This window comes from Bradyrhizobium quebecense (assembly GCF_013373795.3).
GTDB lineage: Bacteria > Pseudomonadota > Alphaproteobacteria > Rhizobiales > Xanthobacteraceae > Bradyrhizobium > Bradyrhizobium quebecense.
Genome location: NZ_CP088022.1, coordinates 2,928,377 through 2,948,063, shown reverse-complemented (window position 1 = coordinate 2,948,063; position 19,687 = coordinate 2,928,377). Strand labels below are relative to the sequence as shown.

24 protein-coding genes are annotated in these 19,687 nt (G+C 63.0%); 22 read left to right on the top strand and 2 right to left on the bottom strand.

The annotated features are described in order from the left end of the window. The first annotated feature begins 105 nt into the window (after nucleotides 1-105). The 22 genes from HU230_RS14165 to HU230_RS14055 all read left to right on the top strand — a co-directional run bounded on the left by HU230_RS14165 (nucleotide 106) and on the right by HU230_RS14055 (nucleotide 18,574). Nucleotides 106-387, top strand: a complete 282-nt coding sequence (locus HU230_RS14165; protein WP_176531134.1) for an HNH endonuclease — start codon at nucleotides 106-108, stop codon at nucleotides 385-387. A gap of 79 nt (nucleotides 388-466) precedes the next feature. Further along, the gene (locus HU230_RS14160; RefSeq protein ID WP_176531135.1) at nucleotides 467-964 is read left to right on the top strand and encodes a hypothetical protein; all 498 of its coding nucleotides are present in this window, start codon (nucleotides 467-469) and stop codon (nucleotides 962-964) included. Continuing rightward, nucleotides 964-2,724, top strand: coding sequence for a terminase TerL endonuclease subunit (locus tag HU230_RS14155; RefSeq protein ID WP_224943219.1), 1,761 nt, complete (start codon nucleotides 964-966; stop codon nucleotides 2,722-2,724). Before HU230_RS14160 ends, HU230_RS14155 begins: the two co-directional genes overlap by 1 nt. Next, on the top strand, nucleotides 2,724-4,070 hold the full coding sequence (locus HU230_RS14150) for a phage portal protein (protein ID WP_176531136.1): 1,347 nt from the start codon (nucleotides 2,724-2,726) through the stop codon (nucleotides 4,068-4,070). The genes HU230_RS14155 and HU230_RS14150 overlap by 1 nt, the downstream gene beginning before the upstream one ends. Further along, on the top strand, nucleotides 4,063-4,932 hold the full coding sequence (locus tag HU230_RS14145; protein WP_224943272.1) for a S49 family peptidase: 870 nt from the start codon (nucleotides 4,063-4,065) through the stop codon (nucleotides 4,930-4,932). Before HU230_RS14150 ends, HU230_RS14145 begins: the two co-directional genes overlap by 8 nt. Nucleotides 4,933-5,378: 446 nt before the next feature. Then, nucleotides 5,379-6,044, top strand: a complete 666-nt coding sequence (locus HU230_RS14140) for a helix-turn-helix domain-containing protein (protein ID WP_176531137.1) — start codon at nucleotides 5,379-5,381, stop codon at nucleotides 6,042-6,044. Nucleotides 6,045-7,457: 1,413 nt separating this feature from the next. After that, nucleotides 7,458-7,901 (top strand): hypothetical protein, encoded by a 444-nt coding sequence (locus HU230_RS14135; protein WP_176531138.1) that lies wholly within the window; start codon nucleotides 7,458-7,460, stop codon nucleotides 7,899-7,901. A gap of 489 nt (nucleotides 7,902-8,390) precedes the next feature. Beyond that, entirely contained in the window at nucleotides 8,391-9,704 is a 1,314-nt protein-coding gene (locus HU230_RS14125; protein ID WP_176531139.1) for a phage major capsid protein, read from the top strand. Between the two features lie 101 nt (nucleotides 9,705-9,805). Then, the gene (locus HU230_RS14120) at nucleotides 9,806-10,255 is read left to right on the top strand and encodes a hypothetical protein (RefSeq protein ID WP_176531140.1); all 450 of its coding nucleotides are present in this window, start codon (nucleotides 9,806-9,808) and stop codon (nucleotides 10,253-10,255) included. A gap of 65 nt (nucleotides 10,256-10,320) precedes the next feature. After that, a complete protein-coding gene (locus HU230_RS14115; protein ID WP_176531141.1) occupies nucleotides 10,321-10,941 on the top strand; it encodes a head-tail connector protein in 621 nt (206 codons plus the stop codon). Continuing rightward, nucleotides 10,941-11,300, top strand: a complete 360-nt coding sequence (locus HU230_RS14110; protein WP_176531142.1) for a phage fiber-tail adaptor protein — start codon at nucleotides 10,941-10,943, stop codon at nucleotides 11,298-11,300. The genes HU230_RS14115 and HU230_RS14110 overlap by 1 nt, the downstream gene beginning before the upstream one ends. 7 nt (nucleotides 11,301-11,307) lie before the next feature. Further along, nucleotides 11,308-11,703, top strand: a complete 396-nt coding sequence (locus tag HU230_RS14105) for a hypothetical protein (RefSeq protein ID WP_176531143.1) — start codon at nucleotides 11,308-11,310, stop codon at nucleotides 11,701-11,703. Beyond that, nucleotides 11,700-12,077 carry a hypothetical protein gene (locus HU230_RS14100; RefSeq protein ID WP_176531144.1) on the top strand — a complete coding sequence of 126 codons (378 nt, stop codon included), beginning with the start codon at nucleotides 11,700-11,702 and terminating at the stop codon, nucleotides 12,075-12,077. Before HU230_RS14105 ends, HU230_RS14100 begins: the two co-directional genes overlap by 4 nt. After that, nucleotides 12,077-12,367 (top strand): hypothetical protein, encoded by a 291-nt coding sequence (locus HU230_RS14095; RefSeq protein ID WP_176531145.1) that lies wholly within the window; start codon nucleotides 12,077-12,079, stop codon nucleotides 12,365-12,367. Before HU230_RS14100 ends, HU230_RS14095 begins: the two co-directional genes overlap by 1 nt. Beyond that, a complete protein-coding gene (locus HU230_RS14090) occupies nucleotides 12,367-12,834 on the top strand; it encodes a hypothetical protein (protein ID WP_176531146.1) in 468 nt (155 codons plus the stop codon). The genes HU230_RS14095 and HU230_RS14090 overlap by 1 nt, the downstream gene beginning before the upstream one ends. Nucleotides 12,835-12,844: 10 nt before the next feature. Further along, nucleotides 12,845-13,300 carry a hypothetical protein gene (locus HU230_RS14085; protein WP_176531147.1) on the top strand — a complete coding sequence of 152 codons (456 nt, stop codon included), beginning with the start codon at nucleotides 12,845-12,847 and terminating at the stop codon, nucleotides 13,298-13,300. A 21-nt stretch (nucleotides 13,301-13,321) separates the two neighbouring features. Then, nucleotides 13,322-14,539, top strand: coding sequence for a phage tail tube protein (locus tag HU230_RS14080; RefSeq protein WP_173642957.1), 1,218 nt, complete (start codon nucleotides 13,322-13,324; stop codon nucleotides 14,537-14,539). A gap of 107 nt (nucleotides 14,540-14,646) precedes the next feature. Beyond that, the gene (locus tag HU230_RS14075) at nucleotides 14,647-15,108 is read left to right on the top strand and encodes a hypothetical protein (protein WP_166295042.1); all 462 of its coding nucleotides are present in this window, start codon (nucleotides 14,647-14,649) and stop codon (nucleotides 15,106-15,108) included. After that, nucleotides 15,105-15,467 (top strand): phage tail assembly chaperone, encoded by a 363-nt coding sequence (locus HU230_RS14070; protein WP_224943270.1) that lies wholly within the window; start codon nucleotides 15,105-15,107, stop codon nucleotides 15,465-15,467. Before HU230_RS14075 ends, HU230_RS14070 begins: the two co-directional genes overlap by 4 nt. Then, nucleotides 15,467-17,671 carry a hypothetical protein gene (locus tag HU230_RS14065; protein ID WP_176531148.1) on the top strand — a complete coding sequence of 735 codons (2,205 nt, stop codon included), beginning with the start codon at nucleotides 15,467-15,469 and terminating at the stop codon, nucleotides 17,669-17,671. Before HU230_RS14070 ends, HU230_RS14065 begins: the two co-directional genes overlap by 1 nt. Nucleotides 17,672-17,675: 4 nt before the next feature. After that, nucleotides 17,676-18,047 carry a hypothetical protein gene (locus HU230_RS14060; RefSeq protein ID WP_176531149.1) on the top strand — a complete coding sequence of 124 codons (372 nt, stop codon included), beginning with the start codon at nucleotides 17,676-17,678 and terminating at the stop codon, nucleotides 18,045-18,047. 2 nt (nucleotides 18,048-18,049) lie between these two features. Continuing rightward, complete coding sequence (locus HU230_RS14055) at nucleotides 18,050-18,574, top strand: DUF1833 family protein (protein ID WP_176531150.1); 525 nt, start codon at nucleotides 18,050-18,052, stop codon at nucleotides 18,572-18,574. Nucleotides 18,575-18,774: 200 nt separating this feature from the next. On the opposite strand, the gene HU230_RS14050 is transcribed toward HU230_RS14055, so the two are convergent. Together HU230_RS14050 and HU230_RS14045 are read right to left on the bottom strand one after the other, a co-directional pair. Beyond that, complete coding sequence (locus HU230_RS14050) at nucleotides 18,775-18,975, bottom strand: hypothetical protein (protein ID WP_173642961.1); 201 nt, start codon at nucleotides 18,973-18,975, stop codon at nucleotides 18,775-18,777. Beyond that, entirely contained in the window at nucleotides 18,972-19,361 is a 390-nt protein-coding gene (locus HU230_RS14045; RefSeq protein ID WP_176531151.1) for a hypothetical protein, read from the bottom strand. Before HU230_RS14045 ends, HU230_RS14050 begins: the two co-directional genes overlap by 4 nt. Nucleotides 19,362-19,687: the final 326 nt, after the last annotated feature.

Genomic DNA, 19,687 nt, shown 5'->3' with positions numbered 1-19,687 from the left:
CATAGGTTGTGCGGTAGCGCCTTGCGCTGTCGCTGCCCTCCTTGGGCGTTTCCTCCCTAGACTTGAGGCCGATCATCGCAAGGTGGTCGGCCTTTCCTTTTGGTGATGACGCAGCCGCCTTGGAAAGCCTGGTACAAGTTAGCCCGCTGGCGAGCGCTGCGCCTGCGCATCTTCCTGCGCGATCTCTACACCTGCCAGCGCAAGGGCTGCGGCAGGGTCGAGCCGAACACGTCGCTGCTGGTCTGCGATCACGTCATCCCGCATCGTGGCGATGAACGCCTGTTCTGGGATAAGGTTAACCTGCAGACGCTCTGCAAGTCGTGCCACGACAGCGTCAAGCAGGCCGAGGAGCAGGCGAGCCTGCACACACGCGGCGTTTGGGATTGAAGGGGTAGGGGGTGGGCAATTCCTTCGCGGATGCCTCTCCACAGACCGGCCCATCTCACACTGACGGTTTTTTTTCATCATGGCCGAAGTTTTCGACCTGTTCGGCGATCCTGTGCCGGCCAACTGGGGCGGCCGTGGTCGGCCGGAGCATGTCGCCAATCAGCAAAACCGGAATCGCGTCAGCCTGTTAGTCGCGCTCGGTTGGAGCAACGCGCGGATTGCGTCGGCGCTTTTCATCACGCAACCGACGCTGCGGAAGCATTATTTTTCAGAGCTCAAGTTTCGGGACGTTGCACGCGACCGGCTGGTCGCGCAGGTCGGCGTAAAACTGATGGACGGCGTCAACGCCGGAAACGTCTCGGCGATCCGGGAATTCCAGAAGTATCTCGAGCGCAACGACCTGATGATGTACGGCCAGACGCAGCAGCCGGCGAAAGCCTCGGCGGCTGAAAAGCCGGCACCAGCCGAGAAGGTCGGCAAGAAAGCCGCAGCGATCGCCGCCGCGCAGCAGCCTGATGCCGGCACACCGCTCGGCGAGCTGATGGCGCGGCGCCAACAGGCCGTTACCTCGCACTGATGATCCTTTCGAGCGAAAACGCCGCGCCGCCGACCTCGCCGGAGATGTGGGATTTGTCCTGCGTCGATTGGGCCGATCGCATGCGCGAGGGCCGGTCGCTTGTGCCGGATCTGCCGCTGTTTGCCGCCGAGGCCGACATCGCGCAGGCGTTCTATGACGAGCTGCAGCTGCCGGACGTGCCAGGCGCGCCGAAAATGCGGACCGCGTCGGGGCAATGGTTTCGCGATATCGTCCGCGCGACGTTCGGCAGCTGGGACCCGCAAAATCAGGTTCGCTACATCCGCGATATCCTGGCATTGGTTCCGAAAGGCTCCTCGAAAACGACCAACGCCGCAGCGCTGCTGATCGTCGCGATGTTGATGAATTTTCGGCCGCGCGGAACCGCGCTGTTTGTCGGTCCGACTCAGGCGATCTCGGATCGCGCTTATGAGCAGGCGGTCGGCATGATCGAGGAGTCGCCGGATCTGCGCCGGCGGTTTCGGCCTCGCGACCATATCAAAACGATCGAGGACCTGGTCACCAAGTCCGAGGCGCAGGTCAAAACCTTCGATCTCAAGATCCTGACCGGCGCGATGGGCCTGTTTTTCGTACTGCTCGACGAGCTGCATGTCCTCGGCAGAAGCGCATCGGCGGCAAAGGTGCTGCGCCAGATCCGCGGCGGCCTCGACAAGACGCCGGAGGGCGTTTTGGTGATGACGACCACGCAAAGCGACGACATTCCGGCCGGCGTGTTCAAATCCGAGCTGAAATTTGCGCGCAACGTGCGGGACGGCAAGTATCGCGGCCGGATCATCCGGCCGATGTTGCCCATCCTGTACGAATTTCCGCCGGATATCGCGTCGCTGACGCGCGAGGAGCGGTCCGCCGGCGTCGAGGAGCGATGGAAAGATCCGGCGAACTGGCCGATGGTGATGCCGAACCTCGGCCGCTCGATCCATCTGCCGTCGCTGCGCGCCGATTGGGAAAGCGAGCGCGAAAAGGGCGAGGACGCGATCAAGGTCTGGGCCTCGCAGCACCTCAATATCGAGATCGGCGTCGGCATCAATAACGAGGGATGGCGCGGCGCCGACTATTGGGAGGGCGCCGTCGACGAGACCCTGACGCTCGAGACCCTGCTCGAGCGCTCCGAGGTCGTGACGATCGGAATCGACGGCGGCGGCCTGGACGACCTGCTCGGCCTGGCCGTCATCGGCCGCGATCGCAAGACGCGCGAATGGTTGTCCTGGTATCGGGCATGGGCCAACCCGAAAGTGCTCGAGATCCGCAAAGACATCGCGGCGCAGCTGCAGGATTTTTCCGACGCGGGCGAGATCTCGATTTGCCCGGTCCCGCAAGACGTCCTCGAGCTCGCGATGATTGTCGCGCAGATCATCGCGTCGGGCCTGTTGCCGGAGAAAAACGCGATCGGCATCGATCCGAACAACGCCGCGGCGATTATCGAGGCGCTGGTCGGGGTCGGGGTGACCGACGACATGATCCGCCGGCTGCTGCAGGGACCGGCGCTTGCGCCGGCCATGTACGGACTCGAGCGCAAATTGTCTGACGGCACGTTCTGGCACGGCGGCATGCTGCTGATGGCCTTCGTTCTGGGAAACGCAAAGGTCGAGCAGCGCGGCAACTCCGTGATGGTGACGAAAGCCGTCTCCGGCCGCGCAAAAATCGATCCGCTGGTCGCGTTGTTTCAGGCCGCGATCCTCATGAGTTGGAATCCCTCGGCCGGCAGGCTCGTGACCGGCGCTGATATCCTGACGGTGATCTGATGGGAATGTTGAGGAGCGGGCTGGGCTCGGCGTTCCGCGCGGTCGCCAATGCGTTCGATCCTGGCGCGCCGCGCGACATGGCCGATCCCCAATATTGGGCGGATTTTGGCGGTCGCATGTCGCTCGCCGGCGTCGACGTCACGGACAGCAACGTCAGCCAGCTCGACGCTGTCCAGGCCGTGCGTCACGGCCTTTCGTCGGCCATGAAATCGCTGCCGGCGTCGGTCTACCGGCGCGGCGCAAACGGCGCGCGCGAGGCGCTGCCGGATCATCCTGTCACCAGGTTATTTGCGGCCAACCCGAACGCTCGCCAGACGCCGGCGGAGCTCGTCGGCGAGCTCGCCTGGAACGTGTCCTACTATCGGAATTCCTATTGCGCGATCCTGCCGCCGGGCGATCCTCGCGCATCGGAATATTACGCTGTCGGCGGCCTCGAATGGCTGCATCCGCGGCGCTTGGCGATGGTCGAGCGTGGCATCGACGGGCGCTTGTATTACACGTTCAATCCGCCGCCGACGATCGTCCAGGGCGCGCAGCTCAAGCAGACGACCTATCGTGACGACGAGCTCTGGCATATCCGGTCGAATCCGTTGCGCGAGGATGGCTTGCTCGGCGAGCCCATTTTTCATAGCGCGAGGCACGTCTTTGCGCGTGCGATCGCCGTCCATGACTACGGTGACCTCTGGTTCAAGAACAACGGCCAGTCCGGCGGCACGCTCGAGCATCCCGGCGTGTTCAAGGACAAGGAAGATCGAAACCAGTTTCTCGAAAACTGGCGCGCTGCCGGGACCGGGATGAATCGGCACAAGGATCGGCTGCTGACGCATGGCGTCAAATATAACCCGATCAAGGTGACGAATTCGGAGGCGCAGCTGCTCGAGACCGAGGACGCCGCCGACACTGCGGTTTTCGGCCTTTGGAGCTATCCGCTGCATCGCGCATCGCGGCTCAAGCGCGCGACAAACAACAACGTCGAGCAGCAGTCGCTAGACTTCGTTGTGGGGTGCGTGGCGCCGCTCGCGATCGAGCTCGAGCAGGGCGTCGAGCGGGATCTGCTGCTGGACAACGAAAACGGCGATCTGTTTTTCGAGTTCAACTTTTTCGGGCTGCTGCGCGGCGACCTGCTGAATCGTTATAGGGCCTATCTGATCGGCCGCCAGGGCGAATGGCTGTCCGCGAATGACATCCTGCGATTTGAAAACATGTCGCCGCGGACCGATCTCGGCGGCAATGAGTACAAAAACCCGCTGACAAAGGACTCCGCCGGCGGCACGCAGAGTGGCGACGACAAGGCTGGCGGCAGCGGCGGCTCGAGCTCTCCAAACGAGGACGGCAACGATGATTAAGATGGAAACCGCGACGCCGGATCTGCGCCAGGTCCTGACGCAGATCTCGTCAATCGACGCCCTGGTCGCGCTCGAGGTGTCGGCGCTCGCCGATTGCCTGGCGCGCGCCGAGCAGCGCCAGGCGCTCGTCGCAGCCGCGGCTGCGCAGGCCTCAAGCTCGGCGAGCAAGATCGCGCTGGTCTCGGTCGCCGGCGGACTGACGCCGCGCGGCAGCTGGTTCGGCTCGAGCCTGTCCGGCATTACCGCGCAGGTCACGCGCGCTGCCGATGACCAGGACGTCGCCGGCATCGTCCTCGACGTCGACAGTCCCGGCGGAACGGTCTCGGCGACCGTCGAGGCCGCAAATGCTGTCGCCGCTGCAGCGACTAAGAAACCCGTCGTCGCAGTCGCGAATACCCTCGCGGCCTCGGCCGCCTATTGGATCGCTTCGCAGGCCGGCGAGCTGGTGATGACGCCGTCCGCCGACGTCGGCTCGATCGGCGCGATGATTATGCATCAGGATATTTCCGGCTGGCTCGACCAGGTCGGGATCAAGATGACGATCGTCCGCTCGGAGCAATCGCCAAATAAGAACGAGGCGCATCCGTTTGCGCCTCTGTCGGACGAGGCGAGGGCTTATCTGCAGGGCCGCGCAAACGAGGCCGGCGCCGATTTCGTCAGGGCGGTCGCGAGCGGCCGGCGCGTGACGCGGGCGAAAGTCCGCGATGAATTCGGCCAGGGCCGCATGGTCGGCGCGCGCGAGGCCGTCGCCCGGGGCATGGCCGACCGGATCGCGACGCTCGACCAGGTCATCGGCAGCATGCTGCAGCAGCGCTCGCCGCGGCCGAGCGCGCGCCGGCGATCGGCGTTGGTGTTCGATTAAGGCGAGTCACAATCTGGGTCGTCCGCGCATAGGCGTGGAGCAGACATCTCTCGAGCAGTTCAAAATGCCCCCAATTGACCCCAAAGGCGATGCCGCCGTTCGCCGAGAGGATGTTTCGAACTTTCATAGCAATTTCCCTAGCTGCGTCGATCAAATCACCGAGATATAAAGCAGATTGAGGAGCGGCGGCGCGCCTGCGTGTCAAAGGCCGACCAGCTAGGCGACTGACTTGAGCGTGATTGGCACAAACTGCATATCTGCGGCAGACCTTCATTCTCAGGCGTTGATGACGGTGGGTGCGAAGCCGTCCAAGTATCGCGGTCAAACGTAACCATTTACGAAAGCCGGCTTTTCCTGCACGATACATTATCGACCTCTAGTTGATGCGTTGAAAGCAATCGCTGCCGATCGCCTAGCACTTTTGGACTAGTGTGCGGGAGTTAACGATGCTCGTCAGGGTCAAATCACCGAACTGCCAATCAGTTGACGGACACCTAGCGGCCCTCGCCGGCCAGCGAGTCCTCTCAAGTGAGTTCAATTATCGCAAAGAGGCTGAGCTTTTCGGGGAGGGAGAAGACGCTGAGTACGTCTACCAGATCATCTTCGGAGCAGTGCGGACTTATAAGCTGCTCCCCGATGGTCGCCGCCAGATTAATTCCTTCCATCTGATCGGGGACATGTTCGGATTCGAGAACGGCGCAACCCATCGCTTCACTGCCGAGGCGATTGTTGAAACCAAAGTTCGCATAATGCGAAGACGCGGCCTTCTTGATGCGATGGTAAACGAACCGGAATGCATGACGAATCTGCTCAGGCTGACTACTCTCAACCTTGAGCACGCTGAGAACCATATGCTTCTTCTGGGGCGAAAGAGTTCCCTGGAGAAGGTGGCCGCGTTCCTGATTGAAATGGACGACCGGCTGGTTCATCCGGATGAACTGACCTTGCCGATGGGTCGTCGCGATATAGCCGATTATCTCGGACTGAAACTGGAAACTGTGTCGCGCGCACTGTCAACCATGCGAGACAGAGGAATACTCCGATTCAACGAGTTGACACATAGGCACGTCGTTCTGATGGACCGCGAAGGACTCGCAAAACTGGACGGTTGAATTCAAGGGCGAGTATCGCGGGGCGGGGTCGCTCTCTCGAAGATCTCGCCTCAATCGGCGATATTCTCTCGTTTCGCCTGCCTGTGGCCCAAAACAGACCGATCGATCAGGGTCTGCGATTCCTTTGATCCGGCCAGACCGGACGATCACCAGGCAGGCGCAAACGTCGTTTGACCAGATCAGCGCCTCCGGCGTCTTGCGGTCGATCACGACTGGGTTTGCTCGGTAACGGGAACGTGAGCAATGCCCCTGCTGTACGTCTGGCCGCGTTGATCTACGTCAATCCCGCGTGAAGCATACGCTCACTGGGTAAAGGATGGGGTGGGTCCTCAAAACGGAGAAGAGCCCATGAAACATCTAAGAACGGTAGCGCTTGCAGCTTCTGCCTTCGGTTGTGCAGCACTGTTCTCCTTTGGTTGGGCCGAGCAAGGCGGCATCTCACTGTCAGTCGAGAGTGCTCAGGCGCGGGTTGGCCGCCCGCTAACCCCCGTGAGCGTTGCGGGCGTTGCGCGTCGTCACAACCGACGGGCGGCCTACTACGGCGCAGGTGTTGTCGGAGCAGGCGTTGCAGCGGTTGGCACGGGCGCCGCGATCGCGGCCACTGCTGTGCCTAACGCTTGGGGAAACGACAGTTGGGGCGGCGCTTATGCAGCCCAAACGGATCCTCACTTTGGACAAGCTCACTACGTCCACAGGGCTTACCCCGGATATAGCCCCTACTACGGTTATTCCGGATGGGATGATTACTCGGCGCGTAACGGCATTAAATGCACACCGGGTGGCACAATCAAACTTGACGACGGTCAGATGTATTTCTGCCAGTAGACGCTCCACGTACGCATCGCGGAGGCGGCCGAGAAAGCCGCCTTCTAGCGAGCGGCTCGGACGCGGGAGTGTTTGGCACCGCGTGGGCTGTCGCGAGGGTGCAATGATGTTTCGCCACGAACTTATCCATTGACCTAGATCAACACTCCACCGGTCTATCAGATTGCCTATAGCGGTGATCGACAAATAGGCACGCAGACCGGCCAGCGTTTGCCATTCACGCGGCGTGACAACAAGGAGTAGGTGCAATGAGAGCTTTCTCAATTCTCGGACTGCTGTTTGCAGCAATGGTGCTGGCGACGGTTCCGGTCTCGCCGCAGGTGACATCGCGTGGCGTGGAGTTAAGCGTTGATCAAGCGCAGGCCTACACTTACCGGCGCGCTCGCGTGACTGCGCGTCGTGTCGACCGTCGCGCGTACCGCCATACGCGTCGCGCCGTGCGGCGGGGTGTCTATTAACGGAGCGCGATGGGCGATGGCGCGGGCAGAGTGAGCGAGGAACCGGTTCCATCGCCGCCATGTGGCTCGATAGACGACGTCGCTGGACGAGCCGAGGTCAATGTTTCGGGGATGCACCGGAGCGACCGGCATGCCACTGGTGGCATATTTCTGGAAGGTCGGAGCAGTGTTGCTCGCACTGCTCCTTGTTGCAGATTATTGGCTGCCAAGGGCCCCGACCGTCGATCAGGCGGCTGCGGACCGGCCGATCATACGCATCCATTCAGATCGCAAATGGCCCGAGCTTGTTGTCTTCGATACCCGATCGCCGATGATCGTCGCCGCTGCGCCCGTGGCCGAGGCGACCGACGTCTCAACTTCGTCGGATGTGGCCGAACCGCCCGTTACCGTCGCACGGAGCCCAACAGTGGCGAACTCTTTCGCGATGCATCCGAAACTGGATACACGCACGCCTGAAACCATCGATCGCAAGCGACAACGCAAGATGTTGCACGTTGCGGCTCGACCGAGGCGAAACGCCCAGCCGCCGATTCTTCTGGCGGCACGGCGAGGGCAATTCCGCTGGTTCTGGTGATCGTCGCCCGATCGCACCTGTATCTCGCTCAACCTTTCATTCATCGACAAGCCAAGCCTGGATGCGGGACGACGGTATGAGTTGCCGGGGCACGTGCGGATTGATCGTGCCCGCAAATACAGAGAGATCTTGGTCGAGCTTTGCACGAACGAATGCCTTGGCCTCTGCTTCCGTAGCGAAAGTCCTTGTTTCCCGGGGGCTTCGCGGCTTCGGCAGCGTGCCGCGTTTACGAGGTTCAAAAGTGACATACCAAGTCGGCGTCATCGCACGCACCAACTAATCGCCCTACCTAATCGGTCTGTTATTTGGCGCGATCACGAAGCTCGTTGATCTGAATCAAGATCGCGGTTCAACCATTGCCGACCGCCGAGGTCGATTTCCCGTTTCAGTTCCTGAGTTGCTCGACCCGCGCCATCGCCTGGACTAGCGGGAACGCGGGCTCTTTCTCCGTCCAGGCAAACCCCACAACCAACCAGGAGTCACTGATCCATGCGAGTGGACATCAAGCAGCTGCGCCAGGCCCGCGCCAACAAGGCAAAGGACGGCAAAACCGCGCTCGAGCAGCTCAACGCGCTGCAGGGCAAGGCTACTCTGACCGAGGCCGAGACCACGCAGGTCGGCGAGCTCGAGACCAAGGTCGACGCGCTCGAGGCCGAGGTCGCCGAGCTCGACAAGCAGATCGCCGCCGAGGAAAAAAAGCTGCGCCGGACGGCGCTGTTCGGCTCCTCGACCGCGCTCGGCGGCCCTGCGCTGGCGACCGTCGTCAACGATATCAATCCGGAGCGGACCGGCGGTTTCCGCAGCGTCGCGGAATTCGCGGTTTCGGTCCGCAACGCCATGACGGGCGGCGGCCTTGATCCGCGTCTCGGCGCGGCGCCGACCAATTTCCAGCAGAACCAGGGCGGCAACGGCGAGGGCTTCCTGGTGCCGACCGAGTATCGCGAACAGATCTGGGCGCTCGTTTTCGACGACCAGAACCTGCTCGGCTTCTGCAATCCGGAGCCGACGCAGGGCAACTCGATCGCGATCGCAAAGGACGAGACCACGCCGTGGGGCGCGTCCGGCGTCCAGGCGGCCTGGCGCTCCGAGGGCACGCAGCTGATCGCGACCAAGGCGGCGATGACCGGCGAGATCATCCAGCTGCATGAGCTCTACGCCTTCGTGCTGGCCTCGCAGGAGGTCCTCGACGATGCGCCGCGGTTGCAGAACCGCATCTTCAACCAGGCCGCAAACGCGATCCGCTGGAAGGCGTTTGAGGCGGTCATGACTGGCGACGGCAAGGGCAAGCCGCTCGGCTTCATGAATGCGCCGTCGCTGGTGACCGTCTCGAAGGAAGCAGGCCAGGCGGCCGATACGATCAACGTCGCGAACGTCCTCAAGATGTATTCGCGTCTGCTGCGGATGGGTGGACGGCCGATGTGGCTCGGCAATTCCGACATTCTGCCGCAGGTAGGTCAGCTGACGATCGGCAACGTGCCGGCCTGGTTGCCGCTGAATCAGCCGCTCGCCGGCGCGCCGGATGGCGGCGTTTTCCTCGGCCGTCCGCTGATCTTCAACGAGCACAGTGCCACGCTCGGCGACCTCGGCGATCTGACCTGCGTCGACCTCTCGGGCTATGCGCTCGCGACCAAGGCCGGCGGCGGCATCGATTTCGCCGCCTCGATCCATCTGTTTTTTGACTACAACCTGGCGGCCTTCCGCTGGATCTTCCGGATGGGCGGTCAGCCTTATCTGTCGGCGCCGGTCGCGCCGGCCAAGGGCGCTAACACCAAGTCGCATTTCGTCGCGCTCGAGGCGCGCTGATCGAGCTCGGCGAGCTCGTCGGACAATGACGGCGCGCCGGCCTGACCTGGCCGGCGCGAGTAACGCCGCGTTTCAGTTTCCCGAAACCATGAGGAGTGCAGATGCACACCAATCTCAAGCCGTCGCAGCGCGTCAGCGTTGTCGACTCGATCAACCCGCAATCCTCCGCTGCCGCGCTGACCACGGGCTGGATCGATGCCGGCAAGTTCCACAACTATATGGCCGTCATCTCGGTCGGCGCGCTCGGCGCTGCGGCGACCGTCGACGCCAAGATCCAGCAGGCGACCTCGGCCGCCGGCGCCGGTGCAAAGGACATCGTCGGCAAGGCGATCACGCAGCTCACGAAAGCCGGCGCGGACGATAACAAGCAGGTCCTGGTCAACCTCAAGCAGGAGGACCTCGACATCAACAACGGCTTTGGTTTCTTCCAGGTGTCAGTGACGCCTGCGGTCGCCGCGAGCCTGGTCGGCTGCTCTGTACTCGGTTTCGATGCGCGGTACGGGTTCGCAACCGACAATGATGCGGCAACCGTCGACGAGGTCGTCGGCTGATCCGCGAGCGCCTCGGCCGCACCAGGCCGAGGCGCCTCTTTCCCTTTCCGGCAGGGCTTCCCGACATGCTCCGCATCTCCCAGCGTCCGGCGGGCTATCCCGTCACACTCGACGAGGCCAAGGCGCAGCTGCGCGTCTCGAGCACGAAAAACGACGCTTTGATCTCAGGCCTGATCGGCGCAGCAACGGGGCACTGTGAGGCCCTGGTCCAGCGCGCTTTCGTGCCGCGGACGTTCCAATGGGTGCTGCCGTGCTGGCGGCCTGTGATCGAGATCCCGATCGCGCCGGTCACCTATGATGCGATCCATTCGATTAAGTATGTCGATTGGGCGACCGAGACGCAGCAGACGCTCGATCCCGCGAGCTATGTCGTGCAAACCGCGGGCGATAGTGTCCGCATCTTCCCGAAATTCGGCATGTCCTGGCCGCTCGCGTTCTCGCATGCGCCGGAGCCGATCGTTATCGAATTCGACGCCGGTTACGAGGATCTCGAGGATCTGCCGGCGATCGTCAAAACCTGCATCCTGTTGCAGATCCGGCATCTCTACAGCATCGGCGAGACAAATCCCGCGCTGGTGCGCGATCTCGTCATCGGCGTCAGCGACAAGGCCTGGCAATTGTCGCCAGACGTCAAGACGCTGATCCCTGACGCGGTTTCGCTGCTCATGCTGTCGGAGGTCTGGTGATGGCCGATCGCGTGCTCAAGGCGCCGCGCAACGCGCGGACGCTGCTGTTCTGGCCGGCCAAGGCGCCGGCGGAGGTCGTCGAGCGCGGTTTCGATTGGTTCGACGTTCTGCTCTCGCCGGCCGAGCGCGCGCGCCTCGCCGCCGGCGAGACCGTGACGCCGGCAGACGGCATCAAGGCCTCGAGCTACGTGCTGCCGCAGGGCATCGTCGCGAGCGCCTCGAGCAACACGGCGACCGTCGCGCTGGTGACGTTGACCGGCGGCGAGCTCGGCCGCGTCTACAGCATCGCAAACCGGATCGAGACCGCGAAGGGGCAGCAGCTCGAGCGCGTCGTCAAGCTGCGCATTCGCGCGAAATGAGCGCGCGATGGACCGCGTCACGGCGCTGGTCGCGATCGCGCATCTGAAATTGCGGCTCGAGCTGCTCGAGCGGCATCCGGAGATCCTGGAGGGAATCGACATGATCGACATCAAACGGCCGATCGAGCTCGCTGGCATGCGCTCGCGCCTGGCGCGGGCAAGGAAGCTCGAGACGGATATCGGCGTCACGGGCCAGCGCTATGATCGCGTGCTCGACAAGATCGACGAGCAGCATAAGGCGCTGCAGGGCCACGCCGGCGAGCTCGAGAACAACTCGGCGCAGCTCGAGCAGCTGCTCGGCAGCATGATCGCGGGGGACAATGGCGGCCCAAACGATGGCGAGGCCGGCTCGAGCGGCTCCGAGGTCGGCCAGGTCATCACCAGCAAGGTTGACGGCCAGTGACGCCGGACGAGTCCCTCGACCAGCATATCCGCGCGCTCGAGGAGAACGGCGAGACCGTCCTGGTCCGGCGTTACGCCGGCGTCGGACCGGCGCGCGCCGTCGCGAAAGAGGCGGCGGCCCTGGCGAAGGTCAAGGGCTATCAGCCGGCGGAGATTGTCGGCGAGATCCGCCAGGGCGACCGGCATGTCATCCTGTTGAATGATCCCTCGGCGGCAGTGCCGGACGGCAAGGTTGCCTTGTCGACCATGCTGCCGCTGACGGATCGAGATTTCCTGGTGATCGCCGGCGCCGAGGTCAGCATCATGGGCGTTGACGACGCGACCAGGCGCGTCCAGGGCCAGATCATCGCTTTCGAGATTCAGGTCCGTGGCTGATGGGCAAGGTATTCGACGAGGCCGACTATCAGCGCAGGCTCGACGCCGCGCGCAATGGGATCTCGACCAGTGAGGAGGCCCGGTTCGTCATCACGGGCGACCTGGCCGGCCTCAACGCGCGCAAGGCGTTCCAGGAGGCGAAAGAGCGCGCGCTGCAAAAGGCGCGGGCCAAAATGCTGCAGCGTATCGACCAGGAGATGACCGATCTCGACCGCGACGGCGTTTTGCCGACAGAGGTCGAGGAGATCGTCACAGGCCCGCATGACGAGCTCGTCTCGGTCGATGGCTGATGCGAATCGTTTTTCGCTACCTGGCGATGCAGGACATCGTCGATTTTGCGATCGAGACGCTGCGGCAGCGATCGCCGGTCGGATCTGTCGACGATCCGCATCCCGGTCTCTACCGCGATAGCCACACGGTTTTCCTAAATGGTCATGTCGTCAGCGACGTTTCGGCATTCCGGCGCGGCGACCAGATCAATATCTCCAACCCGGTCCCTTACGCGCGCAAGATCGAGATCGGCCGGATGAAAATGAAGGTCGAGCCGAAGGTCTACCAAGAAACTGCGCTGCTCGTCGCTGCGCGGTTCGGCAATCGCGCCGCGGTGAAATTTACGTTCATGCCGGTCCGGTTCGGTGACGTCGCGGCCTATGCCGCCTTCTCGCAGCAGATCAAGGCCGGCCGGCGCCACATGTCGGACAAGGCGCGCCAGGACTGGCTCGTCCGGCAGCCGGCCCTCGAGATCCGGGCACGCTAGAGGTTATTCCATGGCTGATTATGCCGGCGCCGTCGCCGCGATGCGGGCGCGCTATGTAGACGGCTTGACGGCGGCGCCGAGCTCGTTCCAGAATGAGGATCCGCCGCAAACACCCTGGCCGCCGCAGGGCACGCCCTGGTGCTATTTCGAGGTCGTCGAGACCCTGCGGCGCAAGCGCGGCGTCGGCACGCCAGGCAACCAGACCTGGCTAATCACGGGCAACATCTTCGTGCATGTATTCGTGCCTAAGGGCTACGGGTTCGCCGCGCATCTCGCGCTCGCCGGCCAGGCCGGTGACCTCTTCAAGGATGCGACGTTCTACAACGCCGAGCCCGGCGCCTGCGTGCGCTGCTGGGACGAGAACGGCGAGGGGCCGACCGTCCAGGGCGGCGACAGCGCCTCCGACGACGGCAACTGGTTCGGCCTGGTCGTCGTGATTCCTTTCCAGTTCTTTTTCATCGGCTGATCCAAACGGGAGACTGATCGCATGGTCTATCAAAGCAATTCCGCCGGCCGCGTCGCCTACAAGGCGCAGGCTGGCCTCGGCCAGATCGCCGCGGGCGGCGCCGGCGCTACTGTGCTGCCGATCTCCGGCGGTCCAGGTGCCAAGCTATCGAAAGCTGCCACGGAATCGCAGACGATCCGCAACGACGGCATGTCGATCCGCGGCCGTCACGGCACGCAGAAAACCTCGTCGAGCTACAACGCTGAAATGTGGCTCGGCTCGCATGACGCGATCCTCGAGGCGATCATGCGCGGCACTTGGGATGCGGCGCCCCTTAGCAAGACGCAGGCCGATTTCACGTCATTGACGACGGCCGCGGACGGCATCGTTTTCGCCAACGGCTCGCCGATCGACATGGGCTTTAAGGTTGGCGATATCATCCGCGCCACCAATCTGCCGGACGCCGGCAACAATGCTCGCAATCTGCGGATCTCCGCGCTCTCCGCGAACAAGATCACGGTGCCGGAGACGCTGATCGCCAATGCAGCGCCGGATACGAATTGCACGATCACGCGGCCAGGCAAGCGCCTGGTCAACCCGGCCGCGCTGGTCCGGCGCTATTTCGGGATCGAGGAATTCGAGAGCGACATCGGCAAGGCGACCGTCCTCGACGATTTCGTCTGGGGCACGGGCAAATTCTCGATGGCACCGAACGGGATCATCACGTTCGATCCCGGCGGCATCGGGACCGGCAAGATCCGGCCATTGGAGGCCGCATACTTCACCAACCCGTCGGAGACGGCCGGGACGCCGTTCGCCGTCGTCGACGCGACGATCCGGCTCGGCGGCGTCGACCTGGTCGAGCTGACCTCGTTCGATCTGTCGCTGGATATCCAGCCGAGCGCGCCGGATGCGTTCGGCTCCGGCAACATCAAGTATGCGCCGGACGTGTTCACGGGGCCGCTGCGGGTTTCGCTCAACCTGACCATGCTGCGCAAGGATCTGCAGCTGCTGGCCGATTTCGTCAGCGAAACGCAGTATTCCCTCAACATCCTGGCCGTCGACAACATGAGCGAGCCGAAAGACTTCATGTCGATCACGGTGCCGAATTTCACGCTCGGCGGCGTCGATCCCTCGGCGCTCTCCAAGCAAGGCGGAGGTCGCACGCAGACGATCACGGTCCCGCCGGCGCTGGTCGGCATCGATACCTCGGCGACCGGCAATAACAGCATGATCTCGTTCCAGACTACCGCAGCGTAGCGTTTGAGTGATCGGCGCCGACCATAGGCCGATGGAATGTTCTCGCGAGAACCGGCCGCAGGGTTGTCGGACCCTGCGGCCAACCTTTCCGACAAAAGGCACCCGACATGACTGAATCAACTGCAATCCTCGATCTCTCCGCGCATTTGCCCGTCGACACGTTCAAGTTGCAGATCCGCAAGCCTGGCACGGATACGCCGATCGGCTGGGTGATCGAGCTCGCCGGACCTGCGCATCCGCAGACGATCGCGCTCAACAATGAATCGACCCGCGACGCGATCGAGAAGGAGAAGGCGATCGAGTTCGCGCAGGTCAACGGCCGCAAATGGAAAACCGAGGATGAAACGGTGGCCGATCGGCGCCGGCAGAACGTAACAAAGGTTTGCCGCCGGATCGTCGGCTGGTCGCCGAATCCAACGTTCACGACGGTTTCGCCAGATCCCATCCCGTTCATGCTCGAGAGCGCAGTCAATCTGTTCCTGCGGCCGGAGCTCGGCAGTTTCTTCGTCCAGGTCACTGAGTACCTGACGAGCGAGCGGGCTTTTACGAGGCCCTCAAGTCAGACTTGAGGGCATACGCCGAGCGCAGTTTCCTGCTGTCCTCGAGGGCCGGCGACGCCGGCGAGACCTATCGCCAGGTCCTCGAGGGCCTCCTGCTAAGGACGCGCGATCCAAAGCGCAGGGCCGAACGGGAAGCGATCCTCAAGGTCCCGCCGATGCCGGCGGGGCTGCTCTATCTCTGGCGCATCTATGACCGGATGCGCCGGCGCAAAGGCGGCAACGGTTTCGCGCTGTCGCCGCTGGAATGGCAGGACATCGACGCTTTCCTGCGTCGGACGCAAACCGACCTGGCTCCATGGGAGCTCGAGATCATCGAAATGTTGGATGATCTCTATCTGGTCGATTACTCAAAACTGCAGGTGGATTGATGGCCGACCAGGTCGTGACCGAGCTCGTTATCGACGCGAATACGCAAGGCGCGGCCGATTACGAGCGGGCAATGGACAGTGCCGCCGGCGCCGCGCAACGCGGCACGGATGCGGCGACGGATTTTAACGTCGGCCTGATCGAGCTCGGCGCCGGTGCGGTCGCTGCGGCGGCGACGGTCAACAAGGCGCTGGATTATGTCGTCAGCTTTAACAAGTCGCTCGCCGACATGGGGGCGCTTGCCGATCGCGTCGGCCTGTCGCTCAAGGATCTGCAGGGCGTCCAGTTCGGCGGCCAGATCGCAGGGCTGACCGAAAGCCAGATCAATGCGGGGCTGGAAAAGTCGGCGCAGCTGCTCAACGACGCGCAGCGCAACGCTAATTCACTGTCGAAAGAGTTCGATGCCAACGGCATCAGCCTGCGCAATGCCAACGGGCAGCTGATTAGCCAGAACCAGCTGCTGCAGATCGCGGCCGACCTGGTCAGCCGTGCACGCAGTCCGCAGGACGCGATCGCGATCGCGCAGATGCTTGGCTTTACCAAGGAATGGGTGCCGCTGTTGCAGCAGGGTGCCGGCGCGATGGCGGATCTCGGCAACCAGGCGCAGGCTGCCGGCGCCGTCATCGACGACGAGACGGTCAAGCGCGCCTCCGATTTCGATGCGGAATGGCGCAAGAGCTCGGTCCAATGGTCGCTCTACATGAAAGCAGCGTTCGCGGATCTGCTGCCGTTCCTGGATGACCTGATCGAGCGGGCGGCGAAATTCATCAAGTCGATCGACCGGGACGCGATCGAGAAGGCGGCAAACGAGCAGCTCGACGCCCTGTCCGGCGCTGTCGGCGGCCCTGGCACAAACCAGACGGTCGGCATCAGGATCGGGATCACGCCGGAAACCGAGCGCGCCCTGTCGGATTTCAAGAATGCGTCGGTTTTCTCGCTCGACTTCTGGGAATCGGCCGGCCGCATCCTGAGCTCGTCGGTCGAGCGCATCAGGCCAGAGGATATCAAGTGGTACGCCGGGACGGGCTCCTCGATCACCGACACCAGTAACGCGCAGAACGAGTTCGCCTGGCAGGGGCAGGCAGCGTCGCTCAAGTCGATGCAGGCGGGCCTGGCCGGGCTGCAGTTCGGCCGGCCGTCCAATGTGGCGGCGCGGGGCGATGTGGCCGCAGATCCCGTCGATCGCGCCATCAACTCGCTGCGGAAGCATACCGAGACGCAGGAGGCCGATACCAGGGCGGTCGGGCTCGGCGATGCCGCGCTCGCGTCGTTCCGCGCGACGGCCGCCGAGACGTCGGCAGTGCAGGCCAATAACGGCAAGGAAACGGCGGCGCAGGCCGCGCAGTTCGCCGCGCTGCGCGATCGCGCGGCTGCTGCCGCCGACGCCCTGGCGCGCGCCAAGGTAAGCTCGCAAATCGATTTCAGCAGCAAGACGGCGTTCCTGTCGTCGGACGACGTCGCGATCGCCTCGCAGCTCAAGGGGATCTATGGAAACGACGTGCCGGCCGCGCTGGACAGCACCTATGCGGCGGCGATCCGCACCAACAATGCCTTTAAGGGGATCGCGTCCTCGATCGAGGGCGACCTGGTCAACGGCCTGACCGATATCACGACGGGCGCCAAGTCGGCCGGCCAGGGCTTTACCGATATGTCGAATGCGATCGTCAAGGCGATCGAGCAGATGATTATCAAGATCACGATCGTCGAGCCGCTGATGCGGTCACTGCAGTCGGCTGCCGGCGGCCTCGGCCTGTTCTCGCTTGGCGGCGCGTCGGCCGGCGGCGCGACGTCGTCGACCGGCTTTAGCGGCGGCCTCGGCGGCCTCTACCACACGGGCGGCATCATTGGCTCCGAGCCGACGTCGATGCGTTATATCCATTCGACCTATTTCGATGATGCGCCGCGCTTCCACACTGGCGGCATCGCCGGCGACGAGGTCCCGATCATCGCCAAGCGCGGCGAGGGCGTCTTTACGCCTGGTCAAATGGCCGCGCTCGGTGCCGGTGGGGGCGGAGGCACGCCGCCGCAGGTCACCATCAACAATTACACGGATGCGACGCCGAGCGTCGAGCAGGCGCCGAACGGCGACATCACGGTTACGCTGCGCAAGATGGTCGACGGCGCGGTCGGGGACTCGCTGTCGACCGGCACTGGTCGGCGCGTGCTCGGCGACCAGTACGGCGTCAAACCGTTCACGGGGCAATAATCCAATGGCGTTGCCAGCATTCCCGATCGCAAACGCCGTCATCCTCAAAGAGGGTTTCGGTCTGCAGCGCATGCGTGATCCGATCGCGACCGATATGGAGCAGGGCAACACGCGCCAGCGTCCGCGACCTGGCGACAATGTCGGCACGGTGACGCAGACGGTGCGCTTCTATGCGGCCGACTATGACACGTTCGTCGAGTGGGTTAAGACGACCCTCAACCTCGGAACGGCGCGCTTTACCATCGACGTCTGGCTCGGAACGTCGCTGGCGAACAAGGTCTGCCAGTTCATCAAGCCGGGCACTTCCCTGATCGCGAGCTGGCCGAATCCGGGGCAGGTCGACGTCCGCATGACGCTGCGGGTTTACGACGTCTAGCCATGCCGACGCACAATGAAGCGCTGCTCGAGGCCTATGCCTCCTGTCCGCCTAGCGCGCGGATCTATTACACGCTCGAGCTCTGGCAGTCGTCGTTTGACCAGCCGGCGCGGGTTGTCGCCAATGTCGGCGACGATATGGCCTTTGGGCTCGAGGCGGGCGCGCCGCGCAACGCCGGCGAGACCGTGACATTCATCGCGTGTCCGTTCCAGGCCGGCTATCCCGAGCAGAAGGAAGGTCAGCCGCCGTCGACCACGATCAAGATCGACAACGTCAACCGCGAGCTGGTGCCGAAGATCCGCGCGGCGCAGGGGACGCGCGAATATATCCAGGTGCTTTATCGCGAGTACCTCGGCAGCGACCTGACCGAGCCGGCCTATGGGCCGATCGAATTCGAGCTGCGCAGCGTGCAGATGGTCGGCGCATCGCTGACCGGGACGGTCATGGTCAAAAACCTGCAGAACAAGCGGTTTCCGAGGCTGACCAGGAATTACGATTATGTGCAGTTTCCATCCTTACTGGCTTAAGGTGCCGAAGTCCGCCTTACCTTCACAAAGCCACCTTGCACAAGGTATCGTCGAATGTCAGCCTTGGGCCACTTCCGGGCTCATGCACCTTAAACAAGGGCTCACTCGATCGGCAGGCCTTGGTGTCTATCGAACGGTCCCAATCAGTAATTGCACCCTTTGGAACGGTTCCAACGCAACCGGGGAAGCGGCTTTCCACCCTAAGCTCCCCTGCCATCCTGTTTGCCGATCACGCAGCGCCATCCCGCAAGGCGTTCGGCCGGGTGCTCCTTCATCCACGCAGCGAGTTCCGGCGCACCCATCAGGCAGGACTGCATCGAGACGTCTGAGGTGGTAAAGGTCTGCTCGTGGCAATTTGCCGGAGAGGAGAGATTGCAGAGCACGGCGATGATCCTGATCACGGCTGGAGAGCCCCATCGCTGCGATGAGCATTTGCCCGGATGATCTTGATGGCCTTGGCCACCGTGCGCGGATTCAGGCCTAGCGCGTGGATCACTTCCTTCTTCTTGCAGCCGAGATTGCATTCGAGGTAGCCGCGCACACGCTCGACGTTGAATGCCTCCAGCTCCTTGGAGCCGGGGCGCAGGTTCAGCGCTTCAATGGTACAGAATTCGGGGGACGTGTTTGAAGATGCCCACCCGGTCATGCACGCCATTCGACGTTCATCGCTAGCAGCCGATCGTGAGAATGCTTTGGCCGCATCAACATGCGAAGCAGCTTTCTCAGCTCGCCGCTCGTAGTCGTCGGCAAGGGCCCTAATCTGACCCGCACTCGTGGAGTCGGTCATGGTTTGGGCTGCGCGGAGCAAAGTCCATGCTGTCTCTAAATATGCCTTGCCTCGTTGTGAGACCTCGACCATCACAAAGTCCTCGCGCGGTGCTCTAGCAGCTGGTTGAAGGTGACCCGGAGCCAACCCACCCAATTGCGGTCACTTTCCCTGCGAGCTCTGAATCGATCGGCGCACTTCTTGGAACAAAGAGGCGTTCGCCACGAGTAGTGCCGGACGAGACCGAACTTGCCATCACAAACTGCGCATCGCGCGGCACTGCCAGATTTAATGCTTTCGGAGCAATTGAGCATTGTAGTCTCCTCTTGGCCTTATCGCAGCTGTTC

Excerpts from the sequence above, each read along its gene's own strand:
- HU230_RS14165 (WP_176531134.1), top strand. The coding sequence starts at position 106 with ATGACGCAGCCGCCTTGGAAAGCCTGGTACAAGTTAGCCCGCTGGCGA.
- HU230_RS14160 (WP_176531135.1), top strand. The coding sequence starts at position 467 with ATGGCCGAAGTTTTCGACCTGTTCGGCGATCCTGTGCCGGCCAACTGG.
- HU230_RS14155 (WP_224943219.1), top strand. The coding sequence starts at position 964 with ATGATCCTTTCGAGCGAAAACGCCGCGCCGCCGACCTCGCCGGAGATG.
- HU230_RS14150 (WP_176531136.1), top strand. The coding sequence starts at position 2,724 with ATGGGAATGTTGAGGAGCGGGCTGGGCTCGGCGTTCCGCGCGGTCGCC.
- HU230_RS14145 (WP_224943272.1), top strand. The coding sequence starts at position 4,063 with ATGATTAAGATGGAAACCGCGACGCCGGATCTGCGCCAGGTCCTGACG.
- HU230_RS14140 (WP_176531137.1), top strand. The coding sequence starts at position 5,379 with ATGCTCGTCAGGGTCAAATCACCGAACTGCCAATCAGTTGACGGACAC.
- HU230_RS14135 (WP_176531138.1), top strand. The coding sequence starts at position 7,458 with ATGCCACTGGTGGCATATTTCTGGAAGGTCGGAGCAGTGTTGCTCGCA.
- HU230_RS14125 (WP_176531139.1), top strand. The coding sequence starts at position 8,391 with ATGCGAGTGGACATCAAGCAGCTGCGCCAGGCCCGCGCCAACAAGGCA.
- HU230_RS14120 (WP_176531140.1), top strand. The coding sequence starts at position 9,806 with ATGCACACCAATCTCAAGCCGTCGCAGCGCGTCAGCGTTGTCGACTCG.
- HU230_RS14115 (WP_176531141.1), top strand. The coding sequence starts at position 10,321 with ATGCTCCGCATCTCCCAGCGTCCGGCGGGCTATCCCGTCACACTCGAC.
- HU230_RS14110 (WP_176531142.1), top strand. The coding sequence starts at position 10,941 with ATGGCCGATCGCGTGCTCAAGGCGCCGCGCAACGCGCGGACGCTGCTG.
- HU230_RS14105 (WP_176531143.1), top strand. The coding sequence starts at position 11,308 with ATGGACCGCGTCACGGCGCTGGTCGCGATCGCGCATCTGAAATTGCGG.
- HU230_RS14095 (WP_176531145.1), top strand. The coding sequence starts at position 12,077 with ATGGGCAAGGTATTCGACGAGGCCGACTATCAGCGCAGGCTCGACGCC.
- HU230_RS14090 (WP_176531146.1), top strand. The coding sequence starts at position 12,367 with ATGCGAATCGTTTTTCGCTACCTGGCGATGCAGGACATCGTCGATTTT.
- HU230_RS14085 (WP_176531147.1), top strand. The coding sequence starts at position 12,845 with ATGGCTGATTATGCCGGCGCCGTCGCCGCGATGCGGGCGCGCTATGTA.
- HU230_RS14080 (WP_173642957.1), top strand. The coding sequence starts at position 13,322 with ATGGTCTATCAAAGCAATTCCGCCGGCCGCGTCGCCTACAAGGCGCAG.
- HU230_RS14075 (WP_166295042.1), top strand. The coding sequence starts at position 14,647 with ATGACTGAATCAACTGCAATCCTCGATCTCTCCGCGCATTTGCCCGTC.
- HU230_RS14065 (WP_176531148.1), top strand. The coding sequence starts at position 15,467 with ATGGCCGACCAGGTCGTGACCGAGCTCGTTATCGACGCGAATACGCAA.
- HU230_RS14060 (WP_176531149.1), top strand. The coding sequence starts at position 17,676 with ATGGCGTTGCCAGCATTCCCGATCGCAAACGCCGTCATCCTCAAAGAG.
- HU230_RS14055 (WP_176531150.1), top strand. The coding sequence starts at position 18,050 with ATGCCGACGCACAATGAAGCGCTGCTCGAGGCCTATGCCTCCTGTCCG.
- HU230_RS14045 (WP_176531151.1), bottom strand. The coding sequence starts at position 19,361 with ATGACCGACTCCACGAGTGCGGGTCAGATTAGGGCCCTTGCCGACGAC.